General features: G+C 68.7%; 21 protein-coding genes. 10 read left to right on the top strand and 11 right to left on the bottom strand.

Annotation, left to right across the window (positions count from 1 at the left end; translation table 11 throughout):
• Positions 1-7 precede the first annotated feature (7 nt).
• From ACFFGH_RS22360 to ACFFGH_RS22325, 8 genes are all read right to left on the bottom strand, one after another.
• Positions 8-850 (bottom strand): pyruvate, water dikinase regulatory protein, encoded by an 843-nt coding sequence (locus ACFFGH_RS22360; protein ID WP_386672466.1) that lies wholly within the window; start codon positions 848-850, stop codon positions 8-10.
• Between the two features lie 176 nt (positions 851-1,026).
• Entirely contained in the window at positions 1,027-2,253 is a 1,227-nt protein-coding gene (gene alr / locus ACFFGH_RS22355; RefSeq protein ID WP_386672464.1) for an alanine racemase, read from the bottom strand.
• A gap of 133 nt (positions 2,254-2,386) precedes the next feature.
• Positions 2,387-4,267 carry an ABC transporter permease gene (locus ACFFGH_RS22350; protein WP_386672462.1) on the bottom strand — a complete coding sequence of 627 codons (1,881 nt, stop codon included), beginning with the start codon at positions 4,265-4,267 and terminating at the stop codon, positions 2,387-2,389.
• Positions 4,268-4,270: 3 nt separating this feature from the next.
• Positions 4,271-5,437, bottom strand: a complete 1,167-nt coding sequence (locus ACFFGH_RS22345) for a hypothetical protein (protein ID WP_386672460.1) — start codon at positions 5,435-5,437, stop codon at positions 4,271-4,273.
• Positions 5,438-5,487: 50 nt separating this feature from the next.
• Entirely contained in the window at positions 5,488-6,612 is a 1,125-nt protein-coding gene (locus ACFFGH_RS22340) for an ABC transporter ATP-binding protein (RefSeq protein ID WP_386672459.1), read from the bottom strand.
• Positions 6,613-7,063: 451 nt separating this feature from the next.
• Positions 7,064-8,578, bottom strand: coding sequence for a DHA2 family efflux MFS transporter permease subunit (locus ACFFGH_RS22335; protein ID WP_386672458.1), 1,515 nt, complete (start codon positions 8,576-8,578; stop codon positions 7,064-7,066).
• A gap of 44 nt (positions 8,579-8,622) precedes the next feature.
• Positions 8,623-9,273 (bottom strand): PadR family transcriptional regulator, encoded by a 651-nt coding sequence (locus ACFFGH_RS22330; RefSeq protein WP_386672456.1) that lies wholly within the window; start codon positions 9,271-9,273, stop codon positions 8,623-8,625.
• Between the two features lie 123 nt (positions 9,274-9,396).
• The gene (locus tag ACFFGH_RS22325; RefSeq protein WP_386672454.1) at positions 9,397-11,016 is read right to left on the bottom strand and encodes an LVIVD repeat-containing protein; all 1,620 of its coding nucleotides are present in this window, start codon (positions 11,014-11,016) and stop codon (positions 9,397-9,399) included.
• Positions 11,017-11,238: 222 nt separating this feature from the next.
• Here ACFFGH_RS22325 and ACFFGH_RS22320 point away from each other — a divergent pair, with 222 nt between their 5' ends.
• Positions 11,239-11,994 (top strand): aspartate dehydrogenase domain-containing protein, encoded by a 756-nt coding sequence (locus ACFFGH_RS22320; protein WP_386672452.1) that lies wholly within the window; start codon positions 11,239-11,241, stop codon positions 11,992-11,994.
• 42 nt (positions 11,995-12,036) lie between these two features.
• On the opposite strand, the gene ACFFGH_RS22315 is transcribed toward ACFFGH_RS22320, so the two are convergent.
• Positions 12,037-12,987, bottom strand: coding sequence for a LysR substrate-binding domain-containing protein (locus tag ACFFGH_RS22315; RefSeq protein ID WP_386672450.1), 951 nt, complete (start codon positions 12,985-12,987; stop codon positions 12,037-12,039).
• Between the two features lie 109 nt (positions 12,988-13,096).
• Here ACFFGH_RS22315 and ACFFGH_RS22310 point away from each other — a divergent pair, with 109 nt between their 5' ends.
• From ACFFGH_RS22310 to kynU, 9 genes are read left to right on the top strand one after another with little or no spacing between them, the layout of a single operon-like run.
• The gene (locus ACFFGH_RS22310; RefSeq protein ID WP_386672448.1) at positions 13,097-14,575 is read left to right on the top strand and encodes a 2-hydroxymuconic semialdehyde dehydrogenase; all 1,479 of its coding nucleotides are present in this window, start codon (positions 13,097-13,099) and stop codon (positions 14,573-14,575) included.
• Positions 14,560-15,411: a 2-keto-4-pentenoate hydratase gene (locus ACFFGH_RS22305; RefSeq protein ID WP_386672446.1), complete on the top strand. Its 852-nt coding sequence runs from the start codon at positions 14,560-14,562 to the stop codon at positions 15,409-15,411. Before ACFFGH_RS22310 ends, ACFFGH_RS22305 begins: the two co-directional genes overlap by 16 nt.
• The gene (locus ACFFGH_RS22300; RefSeq protein ID WP_386672444.1) at positions 15,408-16,337 is read left to right on the top strand and encodes an acetaldehyde dehydrogenase (acetylating); all 930 of its coding nucleotides are present in this window, start codon (positions 15,408-15,410) and stop codon (positions 16,335-16,337) included. The genes ACFFGH_RS22305 and ACFFGH_RS22300 overlap by 4 nt, the downstream gene beginning before the upstream one ends.
• Positions 16,334-17,386 (top strand): 4-hydroxy-2-oxovalerate aldolase, encoded by a 1,053-nt coding sequence (gene dmpG / locus ACFFGH_RS22295; protein ID WP_386672442.1) that lies wholly within the window; start codon positions 16,334-16,336, stop codon positions 17,384-17,386. Before ACFFGH_RS22300 ends, dmpG begins: the two co-directional genes overlap by 4 nt.
• Positions 17,383-18,174, top strand: coding sequence for a 2-keto-4-pentenoate hydratase (locus ACFFGH_RS22290; protein ID WP_386672441.1), 792 nt, complete (start codon positions 17,383-17,385; stop codon positions 18,172-18,174). The genes dmpG and ACFFGH_RS22290 overlap by 4 nt, the downstream gene beginning before the upstream one ends.
• Positions 18,171-18,623 carry a RidA family protein gene (locus tag ACFFGH_RS22285; RefSeq protein WP_386672439.1) on the top strand — a complete coding sequence of 151 codons (453 nt, stop codon included), beginning with the start codon at positions 18,171-18,173 and terminating at the stop codon, positions 18,621-18,623. The genes ACFFGH_RS22290 and ACFFGH_RS22285 overlap by 4 nt, the downstream gene beginning before the upstream one ends.
• Complete coding sequence (locus tag ACFFGH_RS22280) at positions 18,620-19,144, top strand: 3-hydroxyanthranilate 3,4-dioxygenase (protein ID WP_386672437.1); 525 nt, start codon at positions 18,620-18,622, stop codon at positions 19,142-19,144. The genes ACFFGH_RS22285 and ACFFGH_RS22280 overlap by 4 nt, the downstream gene beginning before the upstream one ends.
• Positions 19,145-19,150: 6 nt before the next feature.
• Entirely contained in the window at positions 19,151-20,182 is a 1,032-nt protein-coding gene (locus ACFFGH_RS22275; protein ID WP_386672435.1) for an amidohydrolase family protein, read from the top strand.
• A complete protein-coding gene (gene kynU, locus ACFFGH_RS22270; RefSeq protein WP_386672434.1) occupies positions 20,179-21,456 on the top strand; it encodes a kynureninase in 1,278 nt (425 codons plus the stop codon). Before ACFFGH_RS22275 ends, kynU begins: the two co-directional genes overlap by 4 nt.
• Here the strand turns inward: kynU and cofE are convergent.
• Together cofE and pgl are read right to left on the bottom strand one after the other, a co-directional pair.
• A complete protein-coding gene (gene cofE / locus ACFFGH_RS22265) occupies positions 21,431-22,312 on the bottom strand; it encodes a coenzyme F420-0:L-glutamate ligase (protein WP_386672432.1) in 882 nt (293 codons plus the stop codon). The genes kynU and cofE overlap by 26 nt on opposite strands.
• Positions 22,272-22,994 (bottom strand): 6-phosphogluconolactonase, encoded by a 723-nt coding sequence (pgl, locus tag ACFFGH_RS22260; protein ID WP_386672430.1) that lies wholly within the window; start codon positions 22,992-22,994, stop codon positions 22,272-22,274. Before pgl ends, cofE begins: the two co-directional genes overlap by 41 nt.
• Positions 22,995-23,241: the final 247 nt, after the last annotated feature.

Here is a 23,241-nt window from a genome sequence, read left to right as displayed (position 1 = left end):
GTGCTTTCTATTGGGCGCCGGCGGCGGCTCGGGACTGAAGGACCAGCGTGGCCATCTCCTCGACGGACCGTGCCGAGGAATCGACCGTGGGAACGCCGTGGGCGGCGTACAGCCGGGACGCCTGGCGCAGTTCGGTTCTGCATCGCTCCAGGGACGCGTAGCTGGATCCAGGGCGTCGCTGCTCGCGGACTTGCGCGAGTCGCGCGGCAGTGGTGGTGATGCCGAAACAGCGCTCGCTCAGAGCACGCACCGGCCGCGGCAGCTCGGCCGTCCGCAGATCCTCATCGAGCAGGGGATAGTTCGCCACGAACACGCCGTGCTGCAGCGCGAGGTACATGGCGGTAGGTGTCTTCCCGCAACGGGAAGGACCGAGGAGAATGACGTCCGCCTTATCGAGCGCGCGCAGGCTCTGGCCGTCGTCGTGCTCGAGTGCGTACTCCACCGCTGCCATCCGGGCGTTGTACCGCTTCACGTCACCCATACCGTGCAGTCGGGCTGCCTCCCGGACCCCGCGACGGCCGAACACCTCTTCGAGCGTCGTCATGTGGATGCCGAAGAAGTCGACGAACGGACAGCTCGTGCGAAGGAGCGCCTGCCGCACCTCCTCCACCGCTGCGGTGGAGAAGGCGATCGCCGGGCCCGAAGCGGCCGCCGCATCCAGGCGGCGGACGACGCGCTCTGCCTCGTCGACGGTCGTCAGGAACGGAAGCAGTCGGCGTTCGAAAAGGAGGTCGGGGAACTGCAGCAGCAGGGCGTTGCCCATGGTCTCGGCAGAGATGCCTGTGCTGTCCGAGAGGAAGAAGACCTTGATGGGTGTGGCCTCTCGCACAGCATCACTCTCCGACGTCACGTGCGCCCCTTCTCAGTTGACCCTCTCTTGCGATTCTGGCGGCAGTCGGGATCCAAAATCCCGTTTACAACCGCAAAGATCGCGGTTTCTTGCCGCTGCGGCAAGCGCGGAAGGGAACGTCGACCGCCGAGCCTCGACCCTCGGGCGGCGGACCGAACACACAATCCACGCCCGCTTCACGACCACCCGGGCGGCCGGGCCGGAAAGGCGGAGATGACGGCTGGTCCGCCGCGTCGCCGTGTTCCGGAGGGAGCGAGGGGCCGTGTCACGCGGTTCCGTCCGCGCGCCGGATCTTGGAGAGCACCGATCGAACGACGCGTCACCCGCGCGCCGATCCGGGTCACGATCTCGTAGTTGATCGTGCCGGCCGCCCTCGCCCATTCGTCCGCCGACACCGCACCGCGCGCCGGGTCGCCGAAGACGGTCACCACGTCGCCGACCCGAACCGCATCATCCCCGACGTCGATGACGAGCTGGTCCATGGCGATACGGCCGGCGAGCGGATAGCGGCGGCCGTGGAGCGTCACGGCCCCCTCGTACGAGGCGCTTCGCGGAATTCCGTCGGCGTAGCCGAGCGGCACCAGAGCGAGGGTCGTCGACCGTGAGGTGCGATAGGTGTGGTCGTACGAGACGCCGTGATGAGCCCCGACTCGGCGCACTGCCACAACCGGCGCGCGCAGCGTCATCGCGGGCCGAAGGCCGATCGGAGCGGATGATTCGTCACGCGTTGGCGACAGACCGTAGATTCCGAGCCCGACGCGGACCGCGTTGAATCTGGCCTCCGGCAACCAGATGGCGGCGCTCGTCGCCGCGAGGTGAAGCAGCGGCGGATCGAGGCGGGCGAGATTTGCGATGTCGACACCCTGGTCGAAGGCCCTCACTTGCCCGAGATCGTCCTGACGCGAGGCCCCGGAGAGGTGGCTGAAGAGTCCGACGACGTCAATACGGCCCGACTCGTGCAGCCGTCGCGCCCTGGTGAACAGCGTTGGCCAGTCCTCCAGCGATGCCCCACCGCGACCGGGCCCCGTCTCGAGTTGGATGTGGATCCGCGTCGGACGCCCAGCGCCGGCCGCCGCCGCGGCAGCTTCAAGCTGTTCGTTCGAGCCGACACCGATCTCGATGCCGTGCGCTGCGGCGACACTCAAGGTCGGACCGGGACGATGCGACCACGCGAGAACGGGGACCTCGCGAATCCCCTGCCGGACCAGTGCCATGGCCTCTTCGAGGTCGGCCGTCGCGACTCGTGTTGCGCCGCCGTCGATGGCCGCACGCGCGGACCGGAGCGCACCGTGCCCGTACCCGTCGGCCTTGACCACCGCGATGAACTCCGGAACACCCGCGACCGTCTTCAGCCGTCGGACGTTCGCTGTGATCGCACCGGTGTCGATGATCGCTTCACGCATAGCGGGTCTTGCTCTCTTCCTGACGCGGCGGTCGAACGCCCGAAACCCCGATCGCCGGACCAAGGGCCGGGGTCGAGGGCATCCGGGTTCCGGCGGCTGCATCTCCCGGACACCGGCGCGGAGGACCGGCTCTTCAGCGCCCGCGCGGAGTGCGCCGGTCCTCCAGCGCGATCGACACGGTGTCCGTTCTCTCCTCCTCGGGCACCGCGGCCACGGGCAGCGCCGCGACGCCGATGCCTCCGGGGCGCCGCCTCGCTCGGCCGATCGCCCGGAGCGACAGCGCCCACTGCAGGCCGTACCCGATCGCGAAGACGAGGAGGGTGAAGATCAGCGCCATCGCCGCGCCCTGATCGGGGGCGTAGATCTGTGCCGATCGCGGGCTGATCATCGCGTACATATAGACCGACAGCGGCCGCGATTCCGGCGTCGCCAGGAAGGCGGGTAGCGTGAACTCATTGGTGCCGAGGATGAACATCTGGATCCAGACGGCGAAGACCGTCGGCATCAGCAGCGGGGCGACGATCCTGCGGAACCCCTCGAGCCGGCTGGCGCCGCTGATCACCGCGGCCTCCTCCAGCTCCTTCCGGATCTGCAGCGTCGCGCTGAACCCCGCGCGGTACGCGATGGACACCCGGTACGAGTATGCGAGCACGAGGGCGGCGAGGGTGCCGGCCAGCGGGATCACGGGATTGATCACCATGAAGGTCAGGAACATCGCGAAGCCGGCGATCACCGCGGGAATGGCGACCGACGACGAGGCGAACAGGTCGACCGCCTTCGTCCGGATCGTGGGCCGGCTCCGCGCGATGCCGTATGCGAGCACCGTCGCCGCTACCGACGCGATCGTGGCGCTTCCGCCCGCGATGATCAGCGTTCGGCCGAGCGAGGCCCAGAACTCCGGGTCGCTCAGCACCACTCCGAAGGCCGTGAAATGCGTCTGCTCGGCCAGAGCCGAGAACGAGAACGCTATCGGGAACGGCGTGATGGCGGCCCAGAACAGTGCGAGCAGCGGCAGGACTGCGGTGAGCAGGACGAAGACGAGGACCGCGATCAGCACGGGGATGCGCCAGGGCCCGAGCGTCATGATCGTCGGCCGGAATCCCTTGCCCGAGACGGACGCGCGCCGCTCGGCGTCCCGGGTCGCCCGCAGGTAGACGATGAAGGCCACCGTCGTGATGACCAGGAACACGCAGCCCCAGGCCGCGGCCAGACCGTACTGGGGCAGCTCTCCCGCGTTGGCGCTCATGAGCGTCCAGAGCTTGAGCGCGAAGATCGACTTCCCTGACTCCTGCCCGAACAGCAGCGGCACCTCAAGACTGCCGAGCCCGAGGATGAACGTCAGCACGGCAACGCCGAGCAGGCCCGGCCACAGCATCGGGAGGGTGACGCGCCGGAGCGTCTCCGCCCACGACGCGCCAGACACCCGCGCCGACTCCTCCAGCGAGCCGTCCATGTTCGTGAGGATCGGCACGATCATCAGATACGGGAACGTCACATTGGTGAGCGACTGGATCACCACCATCGTCGAAAACGCGTACGGGTCGACCACCGCCTCCCCCGGCAGGAGTCGCAGGAGCTGATTGAGCACCCCCGACTCCGGCGAGAGCATCAGCAGGTAGGCCTGCGCCTTGACGATGGGCGGGATGATGAACGGCACGATGACGAGCACGGAGATCACCCGCCGGAACGGGATGTCCGTTCGCACGGTCAGCCACGCGAGTCCGAACGCCATCGCGAGCGAGAGCAGTGTGGACCCGCCGACGAACACGGCAGTCGAGCCGAGCACGGACCAGAAGTCCTCGCGCAGCCCCCACAGGGTGACGAAGTTCTCCGTCGACCAGCGTGCAGATGAAACACCGAACGGCAGGAACGGGCCACGAAACGCGGTGATGACCTGCACGACGAGCGGGATCGAGAGGAGCAGCACGATCACCGTCCCGGCGATCATCATCGCGACCGACATCGTGGTCGGCCGGGAGCGCCTGGCCTTCGTGGCCCGTCCTACCTCGAACATGTGCTATCCGTTCAGCGCTGCGTCAGCGGCGCCGATCATGGCGATCCACTCGTCGCGGGTTTCCTGGGTCTCGATCATCGCCCCGTCCTCGAGGCTCTGCAGCAGCGCATCGGCATTGGTCTTCATCAGGCCGGTGGCCTGCTCGAACACCGAAGCCGGCAGACCCGGGTACGGCACCTGCGTCGTTGCGAACCGCTCATCGGTCATCCGCAGCTCGAGCCAGTCCGGGTCGTACGCGTTCCACAGCGACCAGAGCATGCCGCCCGGCTTGTTCGATGCAGCCTCGTTCACCCCGGAGAACTGCGCGAACACGCCTGAGTGCTCGAACGGTTCGACATCGAGGCTCGGGTTCGGGTTGAACAGGGTCTGGCCGAGCGCGATCGGCACGTCTCCGCTGGACAGCGGCGAGTTCTGGTCTTCGAGCACCGACAGCGTGCCGGACGACTTCAAGTCGGCGATGAGGTCGACCATCGCCTCCTCACCGTTCGCCATGCCGTACGCGGCGAAGACGATCGAGTTGTAGCTCGCGATGGAGGCCTTCCCCTCGTACGTCGGGTCTACGAGCCCCTCGAGCGACGAAGGCACCTCGATCTTGTCGGTGTTGTATTGCATCAGCGAGCCGTTGATGCTGTCGGGCAGCATCTCGGGCGCGCCGATCGTGAGGAACTCCTCGGGAACGCCGAACTCCGTCCAGTCGACGTCGGCCCAGTAGCCCTCGTCGGTCATCGCCGCCGCAGAGACGAGCGAGCCGGACAGGATGTCCGTGTTGCGCGCGCCCGTCGCCTTCGCCGAGATGACCGCGGACGGAAGGTTGTAGGTGAGGCCGCGGGTCTCGATCTCGAGGTCGGGGTAGCGCTTGTTGAACTCGGCGATCACCTCCGGCGCCAGCTCATACCAGTCCCAGATCACGAGACGGCCGCCATCGACCGTCTTCGCCTGCTCGTACAGGGCGTCCATCTGGCGGTCGATCTCCGGCCAGAAGTCCTCGTAGAAGTTCTCGCACCGCGTGAACTCGCCGACCTGGACAGCGTCGCAGGTAGCCTGCGCGCTGTCGCCGGTCGGCGCGACGGCGCCCGGTGCTTCCTCCTGCTGAGCGGCGCATGAGCTCAGCAGCAGCGTGCCTGCTGCCGCGAGCACGATGGGTGCTCGGCGCGTCCTGAGTGCTTTCATAATCCGACGTATCCTCTCTGATGCGGATCTGCTGGTGTGAAGGGGTGTTGCTATGCCGCGAGCACGCGGCAGGCCTGCGGGGCGAGCTCGACGTAGACGGTGCTGCCCGCGGACGGTGATCCCGATGGGGCACCGCGAGCGACGACACTGCCGACGACGTTCTGACCCTTCAGGATCTCGACCTCGTACTCGACGATCTCGCCCAGGAACTCCACCCGCACCACGCGGGCAGGCAGCACGTTCGGGCGGTCCGGTGCGGACTCGTGCCAGCGAACGCTCTCCGGGCGGAAGGTGATGGTGACCTCGTCGCCGTTCGCGACCCCGCTCGGGCAGGGCGTGACCATGCGCGTCTGGAACGCCTCGACGACGGCGCTGCCGTCCTCGCTGCGGTCGCGCACGATGGCGGCGATCATGTTCACGCGGCCGACGAAGTCGGCCACGAACCGGTCCGCCGGCTGGAAGTACAGCTCCCGAGGCGTGGCCTCCTGCACGATGCGGCCCTTGTTCATCACGGCCACTCGATCCGACATCGACAGCGCCTCGGACTGGTCGTGCGTGACGTAGAGCGCGGTGATTCCCAGTCGCTGCTGGAGGCTGCGCAGCTCATTGCGCATCGTGTCGCGCAGCTTCGCGTCGAGGTTGCTCAGCGGTTCGTCGAGCAGCAGCAGCTTCGGGCGGTGCGCGAGTGCACGGGCCAGGGCGAGACGCTGCTGCTGCCCGCCGGAGAGCGCCGTGGCCGGCCGATGAGCGTACCCGTCGAGCTGCACGAGCTCCAGAGCCTCCATCGCACGCTTCTTGGCCTCTTTCTTCGGCAGCTTCCCCGCCGACACCTGGAGGGGGAAGACCGCGTTGGCGAACACCGTCATGTGCGGCCAGATCGCATAGTTCTGGAACACCATGCCGACGTCGCGCTTGTCCGGCGACACGTGCACGCCCCCGGTGGAGAGCACCCTCCCGTCGAGCGTGATCTCCCCGCCGTTGCTGGTCTCCAGCCCGGCGACGCAACGCAGCGTGGTGGTCTTGCCGCAGCCGGAGGGACCCAACAGCGAATAGAACATCCCCGGCTCGATGGTGAACGTGACGCCCTCGACCACGGGGACCGTCGCCCCGTCGAGCTGGTAGTCCTTCTTCAGCGAGTTCACGACGAGCCGACCACCGCCGGTGTTCAGCGGCATGGCATCCTCAACCTTCGGTGACGGGGCAGACGGCGACGGTCGTGACTCGGTCCGCTGGCGTGGCTGGTGCGACGTCGTCACTGACGGCCTCCTCTGAACGGGGATGTATTCTGGATCCAGTTCGTTCTCTGACTGCCGGACAGCAAAGCATGGATCCCGCGCGGCGGCAACGCAGCGCTGAGCCCTGAAATGGACTCGGCCCACCCCGTGGGGATCGACGGAAATGCGCGTCTCACCAGGGTTTTCCTCAGCACCGCCGAATGCGCCGATGCGGTCGACCGCGTGAAGACGGATCGAACCGGCATTGCTCCGGTCAAGAAAGCTATGGCTCTCGGAGTGGGCACCGGCACCCGGATCAGGCGGATGGCGCGTCGCGCAACCGCCCGTCGGACGAGCGGGGCGGGCCCGGTCCTCGCTTCTCCGATCTCCTTGTCCACTCTGCGTCCCTTGTTCACGATGCGTCCGCGGCGGCTGCGGATGGCTGGTCGACGGCGGGCGCACCAGGTTTCGGCTCATCCCCCCACGCGACCGTGATTCTGGGCTTCGCGAAGAAGAGCACGACGATGCCGCAGAGAGCGAATGCCGCTCCTGAGAGCCAGAGGGACTGGGACATCGCCGCCGTGTACCCCTCGACGTGCTCGACGGGCAACCGGCCATCGCCGCCGGCTGCGTCCCCGGCGAACCCGGGGAGCTCGGCCGCCAGGCGGACGCTGAGCAGCGCCGTGATCGCAGCTGAGCCGAGCACCGATCCGACCTGACGGGTCAGGTTGTAGACGCCCGAGCCGGCCCCGGCATGTGTCCGCGGCAGGTTGCGGGTCGCCGTCGAGGCGAGCGGGGCGAAGATGCCGGCCACGCCCACCCCGAGCAGCGCCGACGGCAGCAGCAGCACCCAGAACGGCATGTCCGGGGTGAGCAGCGCGCCGTAGCAGGCCAGGGCGAGTGCGGCGGCCAGAAAGCTGACGAACGTGATCCACTTCGGGCCGACGCGGTCGCTGAGCCTGCCGACCAAGGGAGCGAGTGCGGTGGAGATGACCGCCATGGGCGTGAGCATGAGGGCCGCCTGCGTGGGCTCCAGACCTCGGGCGACCTGGAAGTAGAAGGCCAGCGGCATGGGCATCGCCGTGATCGCGAGGCCCACGAGGAAGATGGTCGCGTTCGACAGCGAGAAGTTGCGGTCCCGGAACAGGCTGAGCGGCAGAAGCGGCTCCGTGCGCTTGAAGCGCTGCCAGATCACGAACGCGGCGAGCAGCACGACGCCGCACGTGATGAGGCCCCACACGGAGATCGGGCCGGCGATCGTGCCCCACTCGTATGTCTCGCCTTCCTGGATGCCGAAGACGAGCAGGAACATCCCAGCGCCGGAGAGCAGCACGCCGAGCCAGTCGAACGAGTGTGCGTGCCGGTCGAGATTCGGCACGAAACGCCAGGCGGCTGCAAACGCGATGGCGCCGACGGGCACGTTGACGAAGAAAATCCACTCCCAGCCGAGCGAGTCGACGAGCACGCCCCCGAGGATGGGGCCCACCAGCGTCGCGACGCCGCCGACCGCACCCCAGAGCCCCATCGCGGCACCGCGCCGCTGAGGCGGGAAGATACGCGCGATGACGGCCATCGTCTGCGGACTCATGAGGGCGGCCCCGAAGCCCTGCACCGCGCGGGTCGCGATGAGCATCTCGATGTTCCCGGCGAAGCCGCAGGCCAGTGAGGCGAGCGTGAAGACCACCAGGCCGATGAGGTAGATGCGCTTCTGACCGAAGCGGTCGCCGAGGCGGCCGGTGATGAGCAGCGGCACCGCGTAGGCGAGCAGGTACGCGCTCGTCACCCACATGACCCCGGTGAGGTCCGCGTCGAGGTCGCTGAGGATCGCCGGATTCGCGATGGCGACGATCGTCGTGTCGACGAGGATCATGAAGAAGCCGATGAGCAGCGCCCACAGGGCGAGCCACGGCTTGGCGGTCTGGTTCATGGAATGCCTTCGAGGAGGGGTGATCGGCGCGGCCGCGTGCGCGGTCAGCGGCCGTCTGTCGGCGGAGGTGAGGCGTCGGGATCCGGGAACGCCGCACCAGCGGAGTGCAGCCCGGCCGGAGCGCCCGAGGCGGTGGGAGCGGGCCAGGTCAGCTCGCCTGCCTCGAGCTGCCCGATCGTCTGCCCGATCCACGAAGACTCCGCCTCGAGCATCGCCCGGGTGTAATGCACGTCGAGCACGAAGTGCCGGGCGAGCTCTTTCGCCGCGATGCGCTCGAGCGATGTGTCGAGCATCCGGATCGCGGCGTCGACCTTCGCGAGCCGCTCGCGAAGCAGGCGCGCGACGATCGGGGCGGGGAGATTGCGCGCCTCTCGGATGGCGACGGGGAAACGGGGGTATTCGTTGACGTACTCGCCGAGCATCTCCGCGAGGGACTGGCGAAGCGCCTGCCGACCGGCATCCGTGATGGCGTAGACCGTCCGCTCGGGCCGGTGGCCCGAGCGCTCCACACCGCAGGATTCGATCAGCCCGTCGGCCGCGAGCCGCTCGACCGCGCGGTAGAGCGAGCCGGCACTCACTTTCAGCACCCGGTCCTCCCGCCGCCGGAGCATCAGCTGGTACATCTCGTAGGGATGCATCTCGGCCTCGGCGAGCAGGGCCAACGCGGAGATGGCGAGCGGGCTGAGGCCTGTCATGGTCGCGCCTGTCCCTTCTTCGTCGGGAATTGTTCCGGTCGGAATATTACGGCAGGAGCACGCGAGCAAGCGAACCGGCCTCCCGCGCGGGCCGACCATAGGCCCGGGCGGGTTCGATGCGGATCAGCCGGTAGCGGACGCCCCGGCCTCCGCCAGTCCGATGACCGGCTCACCGAGCAGCGGAGTCGAGACGGCGTAGATCCCGTGGTTGGCAAACAGCCAGATCAGGTTGCGGTCCCACTCCACGAAGATGCCGTGGACCGGCGCGGCGAGATCGTCGTCGTCTTTGAGCCCCATGGGAGGAACGAAGTACGCCCCGACCTTGGGATCTTCCGGGTCGCGGACATCGAAGATCTGCAGCCCCGCGGCGTAGAACGCGTACGGGATGATCTTGCCGTGCGGAGTGCCGGTGTTGATGAAGTAGCCGGAACGCTTCGGGCCGAACGAACCGCGCCGCTGCGCCCAGTCGGTGAACGCCGCCTCGGCCGGCGGCATGGGCCGCGGCATCGTGCGCACCACCCGGGGCTGGGTCGGGTCGCTCACATCGATCTGGTAGATCTCCTTTGCCGGCTCATAGCAGTCGGTGTTCATCGGATAGCCCGACACGTACACGTAGCCGGTCTCCTCGACCTGGGTCGTGTCGACGTTGTCGCCCTCCGTGCCGGCGACACTCACCGGAAGATCGCACCATCCGACATGGTGGATGTTCGCGGGATCCGAGACGTCCAGGACGAAGAAGCCCTGCCCGCCCTGCGCCGCGTAGCCGTACCGCCACCCGGACTCGACAGCGCGCGGCATGAAGATGCCCATCCGCGAGCCGAACCAGGATGTCTTGTTGTTCCAGCGCGCGTTCTCCGCAAGATACGGCGAGTCCTCCTCTTCGCCCTTGCGCGAGCCAGGCACCCACCACGTCGACAAGTGGACCGGGTTCGCGGGATCGGACACGTCGTAGGCTGCGTGGCCGGCGGTCCAGAGCGTGGTGCGGTACGGCTGATTGATGAAGGTGTTGTCCGGTGCGGTCGCGACGAAGAGGTACTGGTCGCCGTAGTACACGGGAAGGTCCAGGACACCGTTTCCCTCCTGCACCTCGTCTGGGCCATGGTTCGGGTCGGTCGAGACCTCCGTCAGCAGTGTCCAGTCGTGCGGCGTCGGACCGTTGACCTCGAACACCCGGAAACCGCGCAGGCCCTCCCACTCCAGCAGCTGGCCCTCGACGGTCGGGTCAGTCCACTTGTTGGCGACACGGCCCTTGAGGAAGTACCTCGGGGTCTCGCTGGCCTGGATGGCGATGTGCTTGCCGAGCTTCTCATTCCATTGGATGGTGACCGCGCCGAACCCCGGGCCGGTCCACGGCAGCGTCTCCTCCGCGACGACGACCAGGTCGCGGGGGTCGGTGATGTCGTACACGTTCCAGCGGTTCCCTCCGCCGTAGTGAAGCATGTAGCGGCGACCCTCCCAGTTGTAGATCGCCTGCCACGAGTGGCTCGTGTTGACGACGATCGGGTAGAACGCCTCGGCCGTCGCGTTCAGGCTGTACGTCTCGGGATCGCGGTAGGGAAGCTGTCCCGGCCAGTCGATGAAGACGTCGCGGGGAACCGATGGCGTCTCCGCGGGCGGCAGGAACGACCCATCCGGCTGCATGCCCCAGCTGGCCGCATCGGGATCGAGCGGCTCGCCGGCGACCCGCTCGAAATCCTTCGGGTCGTACTTCTTCGCATCGGGCACGTAGGGAGAGCCGGCCATTTCGCCTCCAGGCTGGGGGAACAAAGAGTGGTACTGACGGCCACGACACAGCGGCGCACCGTCCTTGACAGTGTTGCCGCATGGCGCAATGCCGGCCAATATCTAAACTGCTCGCCGGCATGACCGGGAGGACATACCGTCGGAGACCGCCGCGCGCGGGCCCCGCGAATCTCTGCCGTACTCTCGACGCGGACGCACGACAAGCGAGAACGGGAGGCGTCGATGCGAGTTGGTGTCATCGGCCATGGGGCCATCGGCAGCTATCTGGTCGATCACATCGTGTCCACCGACGGCCTCGAACTCTCGTTCGTCCTCACCCGTACCCCGGTCGCCGACGTGCCCTGGCCCGCCACGTCGGAGCTCACCGAAGAGCTCCTGGACGGCACCGATCTCGTGATCGAGGCGGCTCATCCAGACATCATCGCCACATACGGCGAACAGATCCTTTCGCATGCCGACCTCATGGTCGTGTCTGCCGGCGGCCTCGTCGACGACGTCCGAAGGGAACAGCTCGTCGCGTCGGCCCGGAAGCACGGCAGGCGCATCGTGGTCCCGTACGGCGCACTGACCGGTCTGGAGTCGCTCGCAGGTCGCCCGTCCGCCTGGCGATCCGCGACCATCACCTTCGTCAAACCGCCACAAGCCTTCGAACCGGCCCCGTCGGACGTCCGGAACTCGTCGGTCCTCTACGACGGCCCGGTGCGCGGCGTCGCCGCCAGATACCCCCGCAACGTCAACGCGATGGTCACGTTCGCTCTGGCGACGGTCGGCCTCGACGAAGCCCGTGCGGTGCTGGTCAGCGACCCGTCGCAGTCGTTCGCCACCCTTGACTTCACGGTGACCGGGAAGGATGGCGGCACGCTGCACGTGACCAAGAACCAGCCGCTGATCGGGGTGTCCGGGTCAGAGATGCCCGACGCGATCGTGCACTCACTGAGAATGCACGCGGGCGGCCGCCCGGGACTCTGGTTCGGCTGACCGCTGGGCGCGGCCTGCCGGGCGCCTTACCCGGGCCGCCCCCTACTGAGTCCGCGCATGTTCGCGTTCCAGCGCTGAGAGCCGGGACCCTTCAGCGCGCAGGTGGGTCAGCAGGGCCGCGGCACCCCCGGACAGCGTTCGGTCCTTGCGCACCGTCACGCCCACCGAACGGCGGATCGAGTTCAGCGGTGTGTCGAGGATGCGCAGCGCACCGTCGTCGACGGCGATGAACATCGGGAGCGCCGCGACCACGTCGCTGTTCACGAGCAGATGCCGCAGGGTCAGCATCGAGGTGCACTCGACGCGGTCGGTCGGCAGCGGGAGCCCCTCCTGGAAGAAGACAGCCTCGAGCTCGGCGCGCAGGGCGGTTTGGGCGACGGGGAAGATCCAGGGGAAGCTGACGAGGTCCGCGAGCGACACCTTGGACCGACCGTGCACGGGGTGCCCGGTCCGCGCCACGAGCCGGATGGGCTCCTGATGGAGTCGCTCCTGCTCCAGACGCACCGGCACTGCGGGCGAGAGCCGGCCTACCGTCAGGTCGAGGTCGCCCGCCAGCAGCAGTTGCTGAAGGGTGTCGGGCGTCGCCTCGCGCACGATCACGGTCAGCTGCGGGTGTTCGGCCTTGAGGGCGGCGATCGCCCGCGGCAGCAGCAGGTTCGAGCCTGCGAGGTGTGTGCCCACGGTGACCGTGCCGAGCTGGCCCGACTTGAGCAGCCGCACCTCCTCCCCTGCGGTGCGCAGCTCGGCGAGGATGGAACGGGCGCGCTCGATGAACGGCCGGCCGTACTCCGTCGGCGTCACACCGCGGGGCAGGCGCTCGAAGAGGGACACCCCGAGGACGTCCTCAACCTCGCGCAGCCCCCGCGTCACGACCGGCTGGGTGACATGCAGCGACTCCGCGGTGCGCAGCAGCGTGCCCTCGTCAGCGATGGTGGTGACGAGGACCAAGTGCCGGATCTTCAGCCGACCGTCGAGAAGGCGATCTGCGACCACGCCGGGAACTATAGCCGAACGGACATGGCACCGCCACAAGAGAGCATTTGTGGGTATCGCCTCCAGTTCCTAGCGTCGACTGCATGACCCCCGAGAAGACGTGGCTCGCGTGACCGATCCGATCGCGGGGAAACCTCGGCAGCTGCGCAACTTCATCGGCGGCGAGCAGGTGGACGGGGTGCGGGGCTTCGACAAGTCAAACCCGGTCGATGGCTCCCTGATCGCGGAAGTCCACGAAGCCGGCCCGGTCGAGGTCGACCGAGCCGTCACCGCGGCGCGCGCAGCCCTCGACGGGCCGTGGGGGCGCATGACGGTCAACGAGCGCGCGACGATCCTGCGTCGCATCGCCGACACCATCGAACGCCGCTTCGACGATCTCGTCGTCGCCGAAGTCGGCGACACCGGCAAACCCGAGGCGCTCGCCCGGGAGCTCGACGTCGCCCGCGCCGCCGCGAACTTCCGCGCGTTCGCCGACGTCATCGCGGCCGCGGGTCTGGACTCGTACCTCACGGAGCTGCCCGACGGTCGTCGGGCGCTGAACTACGCCGTGCGGCAGCCGCTCGGCGTGGTCGCCGTGATCGTCCCCTGGAACCTGCCGCTCCTCCTGCTCACGTGGAAACTCGCTCCCGCGCTCGCCGCCGGCAACACGGTCGTCGTGAAGCCCTCCGAGGAGACCCCCTCATCGGCGACCCTGCTCGCCGAGCTCCTTCTCGAGGCGGGCCTGCCACCGGGCGTCGTCAACGTGGTGCACGGCTTCGGCCAGGATTCCGCGGGCGAGTCCCTCACGAGGCACCCCGGCATCGACGGCGTCACCTTCACCGGCGAGACCTCGACCGGGTCGGCGATCATGCGCGCCGTGTCTCCGCTGGTGCGCCCCGTCTCCTTCGAGCTCGGGGGCAAGAACGCCGCCGTCGTCTTCGCCGACGCGGACCTCGACGCGGCGATCGCGGGGCTCGCCCGTTCGACGTACCTGAACACCGGTCAGGTGTGCCTGTGCACCGAGCGGATCTACGTCGAGCGACCGATCTTCGACGACGTCGCCGCCGGCCTTGCCGAGGCGGCGTCACGCCTGCGTCTCGGCCGGCCGGCGAACCCCGCGACGACCACCGGACCGCTCATCTCCCAGAAGCACCGCGAGAAGGTGCTCTCCTACTTCGAGCTCGCACGTGAGGGCGGCGCCACAGTCCTCGCCGGGGGCGGGATCCCGTCGCTGGGTGACGGCCTCGACACGGGATCATGGATCGAACCGACCCTCTGGACCGGACTCGACAATCTGCACCGCACCGTCCGCGAGGAGATCTTCGGTCCCGTCGCGGCGCTGATCCCGTTCGACTCCGAGGAGGAGGCGATCGCTCTGGCCAACGACACCGATTATGGGCTCGCGGCGGTGACCTGGACGAGCGACCTCACGCGTGGCCACCGCGTCGCTCAGCGCATGCGCGTCGGCATGTCGTGGGTGAACAGCTGGTACCTGCGCGACCTGCGCAGCCCGTTCGGCGGCGTCGGCCTTTCCGGCATCGGGCGCGAGGGCGGCAACCACTCGCTCGAGTTCTACACCGAGGCGACGAACGTGTGCGTGCAGCTGTGAACGACCTGACGCCGGGAAGCACCACGGGTGGGGACGTGAGCGCGGGGGTGCAGGCAGCGGACGAACGACTCCGGCTCGCGTCCGAGACCGGCACCGCCTGCGCGCCGGTGCGCGACCTGCTCGGCGCCGACCAGGACGAGGCATACGCCGTGCAGTCGCTCGGCATCGGCCGGCGCATCGCCGCCGGCCGTCGCGTGGTCGGCCGCAAGATCGGTCTCACTTCGGCGTCGGTGCAGGCACAGTTCGGGGTGTACACGCCCGACTACGGTGTGCTCCTCGACGACATGGTCGTGGCAGACCGTGAGCCGCTCGACCTCTCCCGCTTTCTCCAGCCGCGGGTCGAGGCGGAGGTGGCCTTCGTGCTCGGCCGCGATCTCGACTCCCCCACCACGCACGTCGCCGACGTGCTGCGCGCCACCGAGTTCGTGCTTCCCGCGATCGAGGTGGTCGACTCGAGGATCGCCGGCTGGAACATTTCCATCACGGACACCATCGCCGACAACGCCTCGAGCGGTGCCATCGTGCTCGGCACGACGCCGCGCTCGCTGAACAGGCTGGACTTGGCCGCCGTCGGCATGAGCCTCGACTTCGACGGCGAACCGGTTTCGACCGGATCGGGCGCCGCGTGTCTCGGCAGCCCCGTCATCGCGGTGGCGTGGCTTGCCAGGGCGGTCGCCCGGCACGGCCGACCGCTGCGCGCCGGAGAAGTGATCCTCTCCGGAGCCCTCGGGCCGATGATCGCCGCGACCACCGGGGTGTTCCGCGCCCGTCTGGACGGCCTCGGCGAGGTCTCCGCCGACTTCGTCGAATCCCCTGCGCAAGGAGCAGCCGCATGACTACAGGCGTCGCCATCATCGGCTCGGGCAACATCGGCACGGACCTCCTCATCAAGGTCAAGCGCCTCTCGAGCACCCTCCACGTCGCTGCGATGGTCGGGATCGACGAGCGGTCCGACGGACTGGCCCGCGCCCGGCGGCTCGGGGTCGCGACGACCCACGAAGGCGTCGACGGCCTCATCCGCATGCCCGAGTTCGACGACGTCGAGCTCGTGTTCGACGCCACCTCGGCCGGTGCGCACGCCCACAACGATGCGCTCATCCGCTCGCATGGGCGCATCATGGTGGACCTCACGCCCGCGGCGATCGGACCGTACGTCGTGCCCGTCGTCAACCTCGAAGCGCACCTCGGGGCGACGAACGTCAACATGGTCACGTGCGGCGGTCAGGCGACCGTGCCGATGGTCGCCGCGGTCTCGCGCGTCGCGCCCGTCGCCTATGCCGAGATCGTCGCCTCGATCGCGTCCAAGTCGGCCGGTCCGGGCACCCGGGCGAACATCGACGAGTTCACCGAGACGACCTCGCGCGCGATCGAGCATATCGGCGGCGCTGAACGCGGCAAGGCGATCATCGTGCTGAACCCGGCGGACCCGCCGCTCATCATGCGCGACACGATCTACTGCCTCGTCGAGGGCGAGGTCGACGAGGCCGCCGTGCGCGCCTCCGTGGACGCGATGGTCGCCGACGTGCAGGGCTATGTGGGCGGCTTCCGGCTCAAGCAGGAGGTGCAGTTCGACACGGCCGACCACGCCTACGTTCCGGCGTTGGATCGCCCGTTCCGCGGCACGAGAGTCACCATCCTGCTCGAGGTCGCCGGCGCCGGGCATTACCTGCCGGAGTACGCCGGCAACCTCGACATCATGACGAGCGCCGCGCTGCGCGTCGCCGAGCGCCTTGTCGCCGACCGGCTTGGAGCCCGCGCATGACGTCGACCACCGGCCCCCGGGTGTACGTGCAGGACGTCACGCTCCGCGACGGGATGCACGCCGTCGCGCACCGCTATTCGGAGGACGAGGTCCGCGAGATCGCGGCCGCCCTCGACGCCGCCGGCGTCGATGCGATCGAGGTCGCGCACGGCGACGGACTCGGCGGGTCGAGCGTCGCGTACGGACACGGCGCCAGCACCGACGAGCGCTGGATCGAAGCCGCCGCCTCGGTGCTCAAGCGAGCGAAGCTGACGACCCTCATCCTCCCCGGAATCGGGACGATCGACCAGCTGGCCAAAGCCCGCGACCTCGGTGTGCAGAGCGTGCGCGTGGCGACTCACTGCACCGAGGCCGACGTCGCCGCGCAGCACATCGGCTGGGCCCGCGACCACGGCATGGACGTCTCGGGCTTCCTCATGATGAGCCATATGAACGACCCGCGGGGACTGGCCGAGCAGGCGAAGCTCATGGAGTCGTACGGTGCGCACTGCGTCTACGTCACCGACTCGGGCGGCAGGCTGACCATGCGCGACGTCGCTGAGCGGGTCGACGCCTACCGGGACACGCTCGCGCCGGAGACCCAGATCGGCATACACGCGCACGAGAACCTCTCGCTCAGCGTCGCGAACAGCATCACCGCCGTCGAGCACGGCGCATACCGCGTCGACGCCTCGCTCGCCGGGCAGGGCGCCGGCGCTGGGAACACGCCGATCGAGGCGTTCATCGCGGTGGCGAGCCTGCTCGGCTGGCATCACGGCTGCGACCTGTTCGCACTGCAGGATGCCGCCGAAGAGCTGATCCGCCCGCTGCAGCGGCGTCCGGTGCGCGTCGACCGCGAGACCCTCACCCTCGGCTACGCCGGCGTGTACTCGAGCTTCCTGCTTCACGCCGAGCGCGCCGCGGAACGGCACGGAGTCGATGCCCGCGCCATCCTCATCGAACTGGGACGCCGCCAGATGGTGGGCGGCCAGGAGGACATGATCGTCGACGTCGCACTCGATCTCGTCGGCGCCCGCGACGCCGCCCCGGCGAGCGGGGGCAGCGCATGAACGGCATCGCGAACGATCCGGTGACGCTGGCGGCGATCCTGGACGATGCCAGGCTGACGGCGACGCCGGTCGAGCAGCCTTCCGCGCGGCAGCCGATCGGGCTCGACGCCGCGTACGCGGTGCAGCACGCGCTCCTCGCGCACCGCATCGATCGGGGTGACCGGATCGCCGGGTTGAAGCTCGGGTTCACCAGCCAGGCGAAGGCTCGGCAGATGGGCGTCCACGACGTCATCCTCGGCACGGTGACGGACGGCATGCGGATCGATGACGGCGGGCGGCTCGAGTTGCGATCCTGCATCCATCCGCGGATCGAGCCCGAGGTCGCGTACCTGCTGGGCGCGGACGTGGACGCCGAGAGCTCCCCCGACCCGTCGGCCGTCGTCGGGATCGCCCCGGCACTGGAGGTCATCGACTCGCGGTACCGGGACTTCCGTTTCGACCTCGGCGATGTGGTCGCCGACAACACCTCCGCCGCGGCGTTCGCCATCGGACCGTGGGTGCGCCCCGCCGATGCCGGCCGGGTGGAGAATCGCGCGGTCCACCTGGAGATCGACGGCCGGCTGGCGCAGACCGGATCGACCGCCGCGATCCTCGGGGATCCGGGGCGCGCGCTCGTCGCGGCGAGCCGCCTCGCGAGGACTTACGGGTTCGCGCTGCGCGCCGGCATGGTGCTGCTCGCCGGCGCGGCGACGGTCGCCGTGCCCGTGCCGCAGCGCGGAGTGGTCGAAGCGAGCATCACGGGACTCGGCCGGGTCTCCGTGCGGATCGACGCGGGTGAGGCACGATGAGCGGCTCAGACGGCGTCACCGTCGCGGGAGGCGCCACCCCGCGCGGCCGGTTCCCGCACGCGAAGGTGTCCGGCGACCTGGTGTTCGTGTCGGGCACGTCGAGCCGGCGCCCGGACAACACGATCGAGGGCGCCGAAGTCGACGAGTTCGGCACCACGAACCTCGACATCGCGGTGCAGACCCGCGCCGTGCTCGAGAACATCCGGAGGGTGCTCGCCGCATGCGGCTGCACACTCGACGACCTCGTGCAGACGACCACCTTCCTCGTCGACATGAACGACTTCGGCGGCTACAACGCCGTCTGGGCGGACTACTTCGACGAGACGGGTCCGGCCCGGACCACCGTCGCGGTGCACGATCTGCCGCACCCCCACCTGCGCATCGAGATCCAGGCGATCGCGAGGCGCTCGAGCCCGATATCCGACGCCACAATCAAGGAGGAACCGTGAGCACCATCCCACCCGTGATCGACTTCGCCGCATGGATCAAGGAGCATGAGCACCTTCTGCAGCCGCCGGTGAACAACAAGCAGGCCTGGGAGCCGATGGGCGACTTCATCGTCCAGGTCGTCGGCGGCCCCAACCAGCGCACCGACTTCCACCTGGACCCCTACGAGGAGTGGTTCTACCAGTACCGCGGAAACATGCACGTCAACCTCATGACCGAGGACGGCCCGAAGCGCATCGACATCCGTGAGGGTGAGATGTGGATGCTGCCGCGCGACATCCCGCACTCCCCGCAGCGCCCCGAGGCCGGCTCGATTGGCATCGTCATCGAGCGCATCCGCGAGGAGGGCACCCTCGAGAAGTTCATGTGGTTCTGTCCGAACTGCAACACGAAGGTGCACGAGGTCGAGCTGCAGGTCCGCGACATCGTTCAGGACCTGCCGCCGGTGTTCCGCGAGTTCTACGAGAGCGAAGAGGGCCGCACCTGCCCGAGCTGCGGGGCAGTCCACCCCGGCAAGGGCTGAAGCCCCGTGCGGGCAATCGACGTCCATACGCATTTCGTGCCGAAGGGCTGGCCAGACCTGTCCACGGCGGGCGGGCCCGGTGTGTGGCCATCGCTGCGTCTGGACTCCGAGCGCGATGCCATGATCATGGTCGGCTCGAAGGAGTTCCGCCGCATCTCCGCGAACTGCTGGGACGCCGAGGCCCGTGTGGCAGACATGGACGCCGACGGCGTCGACATCCAGGTGGTCTCCCCGACGCCGGTGTTCTTCTCGTATGAGAAGCCCGGCGCGGAGGCCGCCAAGGTTGCGCAGATCTTCAACGACCTCGCGCTGGAGATCTGCGCGCCGGCCCGGGACCGGCTCGTGCCGTTCGCCCAGGTGCCGCTGCAGGACACCGACGCCGCGTGCGCGGAGCTCGACCGTGCCATCGATGCCGGGCACGTCGGTGTCGAGATCGGCAACCACGTGGGCGACCGCGATCTCGACTCCGAGGGCATCGTCACGTTCCTGCAGCATTGCGCCGCACGGGAGGTCCCGGTGTTCGTGCACCCGTGGGACATGCCCGGATCGCCACGGCTCGACCGCTGGATGGCCCGATGGCTCACCGGAATGCCCGCCGAGACGCACCTCTCGATTCTCGCGATGATCCTCGGCGGCGTCTTCGACCGTGTCCCCTCGTCGCTGCGCATCGCGTTCGCCCACGGCGGCGGGTCCTTCGCATTCTGGCTGGGCCGGTTCGAGAATGCGTGGCACCAGCGGCCCGACGTCATCGGGGTGAGTGACCAGCCGCCCACCGCCTACGTCGACCGGTTCAGCGTCGACACGGTCGTGTTCGATCCCGCCGCGCTGCGCCTGCTCGTCGACACCCTCGGCGCCGAGCAGGTGATGCTCGGCAGCGACTACCCTTATCCGTTGGGCGAACGACCCGTCGGAAACGTCCTCGAGGGCGCTGATTTCCTCACCACCGCGCAGAAGTCCGCCATCCGCTCCGGGAACGCCGAACGATTCTTAGCGCCCCGGTCGGTCCTCCTGACAAGCGAAGGGACGCTGACCACATGAGCACCACCGCACCGGGTCGCCTCTTCTCGATCGACCGCGCGACGTGCACCGCCGTCGACGACGCGGACCCACTCGGCCGTTTCCGGGACCGGTTCACGCTCCCAGAAGGGGTCATCTACCTCGACGGCAACTCACTCGGCGCACTCCCGCGGGACACGCCCGCGCATATGCAGCGCGTGATCACCGAGGAGTGGGGAACCGGGCTGATCCGGAGCTGGAACGACGCCGGGTGGTTCGACAAGCCTCGGGTCATCGGTGACCGCATCGCTCCGCTCATCGGGGCGGCCCCCGGGGAGGTGGTCCTCGGCGACTCGACCTCTGCAAGCGTCTTCCAGGCGGCGGTCGCCGCCGTCCGGCTGCGCCCCGGGCGACGCGTCGTGGTCTCGGAGCGGGGCAACTTCCCGACCGACCTCTATGTTCTCGAAAGCGTTCAGACCCTGCTCGGCGGGGAGGAACCCCTCGGGCGCAGGCTGATCGCGGACGACGGCCCGACCCTCGACGACGTGCTCGACGACGATGTGGCGGTCGTCGTGCTCACGCATGTCGACTACCGCACGGGCCGGATGTACGACATGGCAGACGTGACCCGGCGGGTCCATGCGGCCGGGGCCCTCATGGTGTGGGACCTGTGCCACAGCGTCGGGGCCGTCCCCGTCGACCTGAACGGGGCCGGAGCCGACTTCGCGGTCGGCTGCACGTACAAGTACCTCAATGGCGGCCCGGGCTCGCCGTCGTTCATCTGGGTGGCCGAGCGGCACCAGTCGTCGGCACGGCCCGCGCTGACCGGCTGGCACGGACACGCCAGCCCGTTCGACTTCGAAGTCGACTATGCGCCGGCGGCCGGCATCGGCCGCTTCCGCGTGGGCACTCCCCAGCTGCTTTCGATGTCGGCGCTCGAGACGAGCCTGCAGATCTGGAGCGAGGTGGACATGGCGCAGGTGCGCGAGAAGAGCCTCCGGCTCACGGAGCTGTTCATCTCGCTGGTGGACACCCGGCTAGCCCGCTGGGGCGTCGAGGTCGTCACCCCGCGCGAGTCATCGAAGCGGGGGAGCCAGGTCTCGCTGCGACTCGCCGATGGGTACGCCATCATGCAGGCGCTCATCGAACGAGGTGTCATCGGCGACTTCCGCGCACCCGACCTGGTGCGGTTCGGGTTCACTCCGCTCTATGTGTCGCACACGGATGTGTGGGACGCGGTCGCCGTGCTTGAGGACATCCTCGAGACGGGCGTCTGGCGGGACGCGCGATTCAGCCGCCGGGGCGCTGTGACCTGACGCCTGCCTCGAAGCCGGCTTTCCATGCCTCATCGCTGCCCTGCCGGAACATGTCCTCGGTCGAGGGACGAACAAGGCTTCGGGCACCCGGTCCTTCGAGTGGGGCGACCAAGTGGTCGAGCCCGCGGATCACCGCCACGGGTCGACCATCAGACTTGCCCTTCACCAGCTCGGCGGCCGCCGCCAGCTCATCGGCAACGGCCACGACGGTAGCCTCAAGTCTCTTCCCTCCCGAGTCGCGCGATCCGCGGAGGTCGTCGACCACGCGGATGCCGGCGGCTCCGATTGCGACGTCCGTCTGCCCGATCCTCCACGGCCTTCCCAAGGTGTCGCTGAGCACGACTCCGAGCGGCACGCTGAACCGCTTCCGCAGTGCGCTGCACAATGCCAGGGCGGAGGCGTCCGGATCATTCGGCAGAAGCAGCACCGTCCCGTCCGGAGCGTTACTGGAGTCGACACCGGCGGCGGCGAGCACCAGCCCCTGCCGGTTCTCCACGATCCGTGTCACTCCGCCCGCATGGGTCCGGGTCGCGACCACGCGCACCGTCTCTGCCGTGATCGCCTTCTCGCGGTCCAACGCAGCGATCTGCCGGCCTTCCGCCTTGCTGACGATCTTGGACGTGACGACGACGATGTCGCCGGCCCGCACCCGGCCGTCGGCCGCGTCGCCGAGGATGGCCGCAAGGTCGTCACCCGCGGCGATCTCCGGAATGCCGTCGATGGCGAAGACGCTGAACTCGGACGATGCGCCCATCAGCGCGCCGCCTTCCGGACGATCGTGATCGAGGCCCGGTCGCTCGCCGATCCCCGCGATGCTACGACGACGCAGCGTGATCGACGAGCCATACGACGGCACCCCCGGTGGATTCGATGTGCGAGGCGACCGCTCCGATCGGCAGCGTGCCGGTCTGCCGTGCGATCCTCACCGCGTTCCGCTTGCCCGACCCGGCTGCCAGGATGACCGCACGCCCGACGTCCCGCAGCGCGTGCAAGGTGAGGGTGATCCTGGTCGGGGGTGGCTTCGGCGAGTCCCGCACGGCGATCACCAGGGATTCCGTGGCCGCCATGCCGGGATGATCCGGGAACAGCGAGAGCGTATGCCCGTCTTCACCGACCCCGAGCCAAAGCAGATCCACTCGTGGGGCGCCGCGCGCCCCCGAGGGGAGGGCCGACACGGCGCGGGCATAGCCGGCTGCCGTCTCGTCAGGATCCGGCCCTATCGGAGGCGCCACCTGTTGGATCCTCGCCGTCCTGCTGCCCGCGAAGAGGACCGGCGCGATCGACCCCCAGTTCGAGCTCGGGTCGCTGACGGGAACGAGTCGCTCATCGCCGATGAGCACCGTGACACGACCCCAGTCGAGCGCGTCGTTCATCTCTTCCGCGATCACCCGATACGCCGCCATGGGCGAACTCCCGCCGGCCAGCACCCAGACCGCTGCGCCGTGGCGGGCGATCGCCGCTCTCAGCGTATCGATTGCATCTTTCGCGGCCGCCCGGGCGACCTCCGGTGCGGTGGCGTACTCGAGAAGTTCTGCCATGACCTACTCTTTCCTCTGATCGAGCGGCTCTCTGGCCGGCTCGACGTCCCTGAGCGAATCCGTATGCACCGAATACGACGAATCGAGCGCCGTCATGCGCGGTCTTCGTCGAGTGGCGGGGGCTGGGACGGGAGTGCGAGCTCCAAGGCGCCGGTGAACGGGACCATGTTGCTCAGCCGTTCCGGTCTGAGGATGCGTTCGACCTCGTCGGGGGTCAGCAGTCCGGCTTCGAGCACGAGTTCGGCGA

It is taken from the genome of Lysobacter korlensis (assembly GCF_042434515.1).
Note: the sequence above shows the minus strand (reverse complement) of the source record. Positions and strands in the feature narration are given on the sequence as shown.

Excerpts from the sequence above, each read along its gene's own strand:
- alr (WP_386672464.1), bottom strand. The coding sequence starts at position 2,253 with ATGCGTGAAGCGATCATCGACACCGGTGCGATCACAGCGAACGTCCGA.
- ACFFGH_RS22350 (WP_386672462.1), bottom strand. The coding sequence starts at position 4,267 with ATGTTCGAGGTAGGACGGGCCACGAAGGCCAGGCGCTCCCGGCCGACC.
- ACFFGH_RS22345 (WP_386672460.1), bottom strand. The coding sequence starts at position 5,437 with ATGAAAGCACTCAGGACGCGCCGAGCACCCATCGTGCTCGCGGCAGCA.
- ACFFGH_RS22340 (WP_386672459.1), bottom strand. The coding sequence starts at position 6,612 with ATGCCGCTGAACACCGGCGGTGGTCGGCTCGTCGTGAACTCGCTGAAG.
- ACFFGH_RS22335 (WP_386672458.1), bottom strand. The coding sequence starts at position 8,578 with ATGAACCAGACCGCCAAGCCGTGGCTCGCCCTGTGGGCGCTGCTCATC.
- ACFFGH_RS22330 (WP_386672456.1), bottom strand. The coding sequence starts at position 9,273 with ATGACAGGCCTCAGCCCGCTCGCCATCTCCGCGTTGGCCCTGCTCGCC.
- ACFFGH_RS22325 (WP_386672454.1), bottom strand. The coding sequence starts at position 11,016 with ATGGCCGGCTCTCCCTACGTGCCCGATGCGAAGAAGTACGACCCGAAG.
- ACFFGH_RS22320 (WP_386672452.1), top strand. The coding sequence starts at position 11,239 with ATGCGAGTTGGTGTCATCGGCCATGGGGCCATCGGCAGCTATCTGGTC.
- ACFFGH_RS22300 (WP_386672444.1), top strand. The coding sequence starts at position 15,408 with ATGACTACAGGCGTCGCCATCATCGGCTCGGGCAACATCGGCACGGAC.
- dmpG (WP_386672442.1), top strand. The coding sequence starts at position 16,334 with ATGACGTCGACCACCGGCCCCCGGGTGTACGTGCAGGACGTCACGCTC.
- ACFFGH_RS22290 (WP_386672441.1), top strand. The coding sequence starts at position 17,383 with ATGAACGGCATCGCGAACGATCCGGTGACGCTGGCGGCGATCCTGGAC.
- ACFFGH_RS22285 (WP_386672439.1), top strand. The coding sequence starts at position 18,171 with ATGAGCGGCTCAGACGGCGTCACCGTCGCGGGAGGCGCCACCCCGCGC.
- kynU (WP_386672434.1), top strand. The coding sequence starts at position 20,179 with ATGAGCACCACCGCACCGGGTCGCCTCTTCTCGATCGACCGCGCGACG.
- pgl (WP_386672430.1), bottom strand. The coding sequence starts at position 22,994 with ATGGCAGAACTTCTCGAGTACGCCACCGCACCGGAGGTCGCCCGGGCG.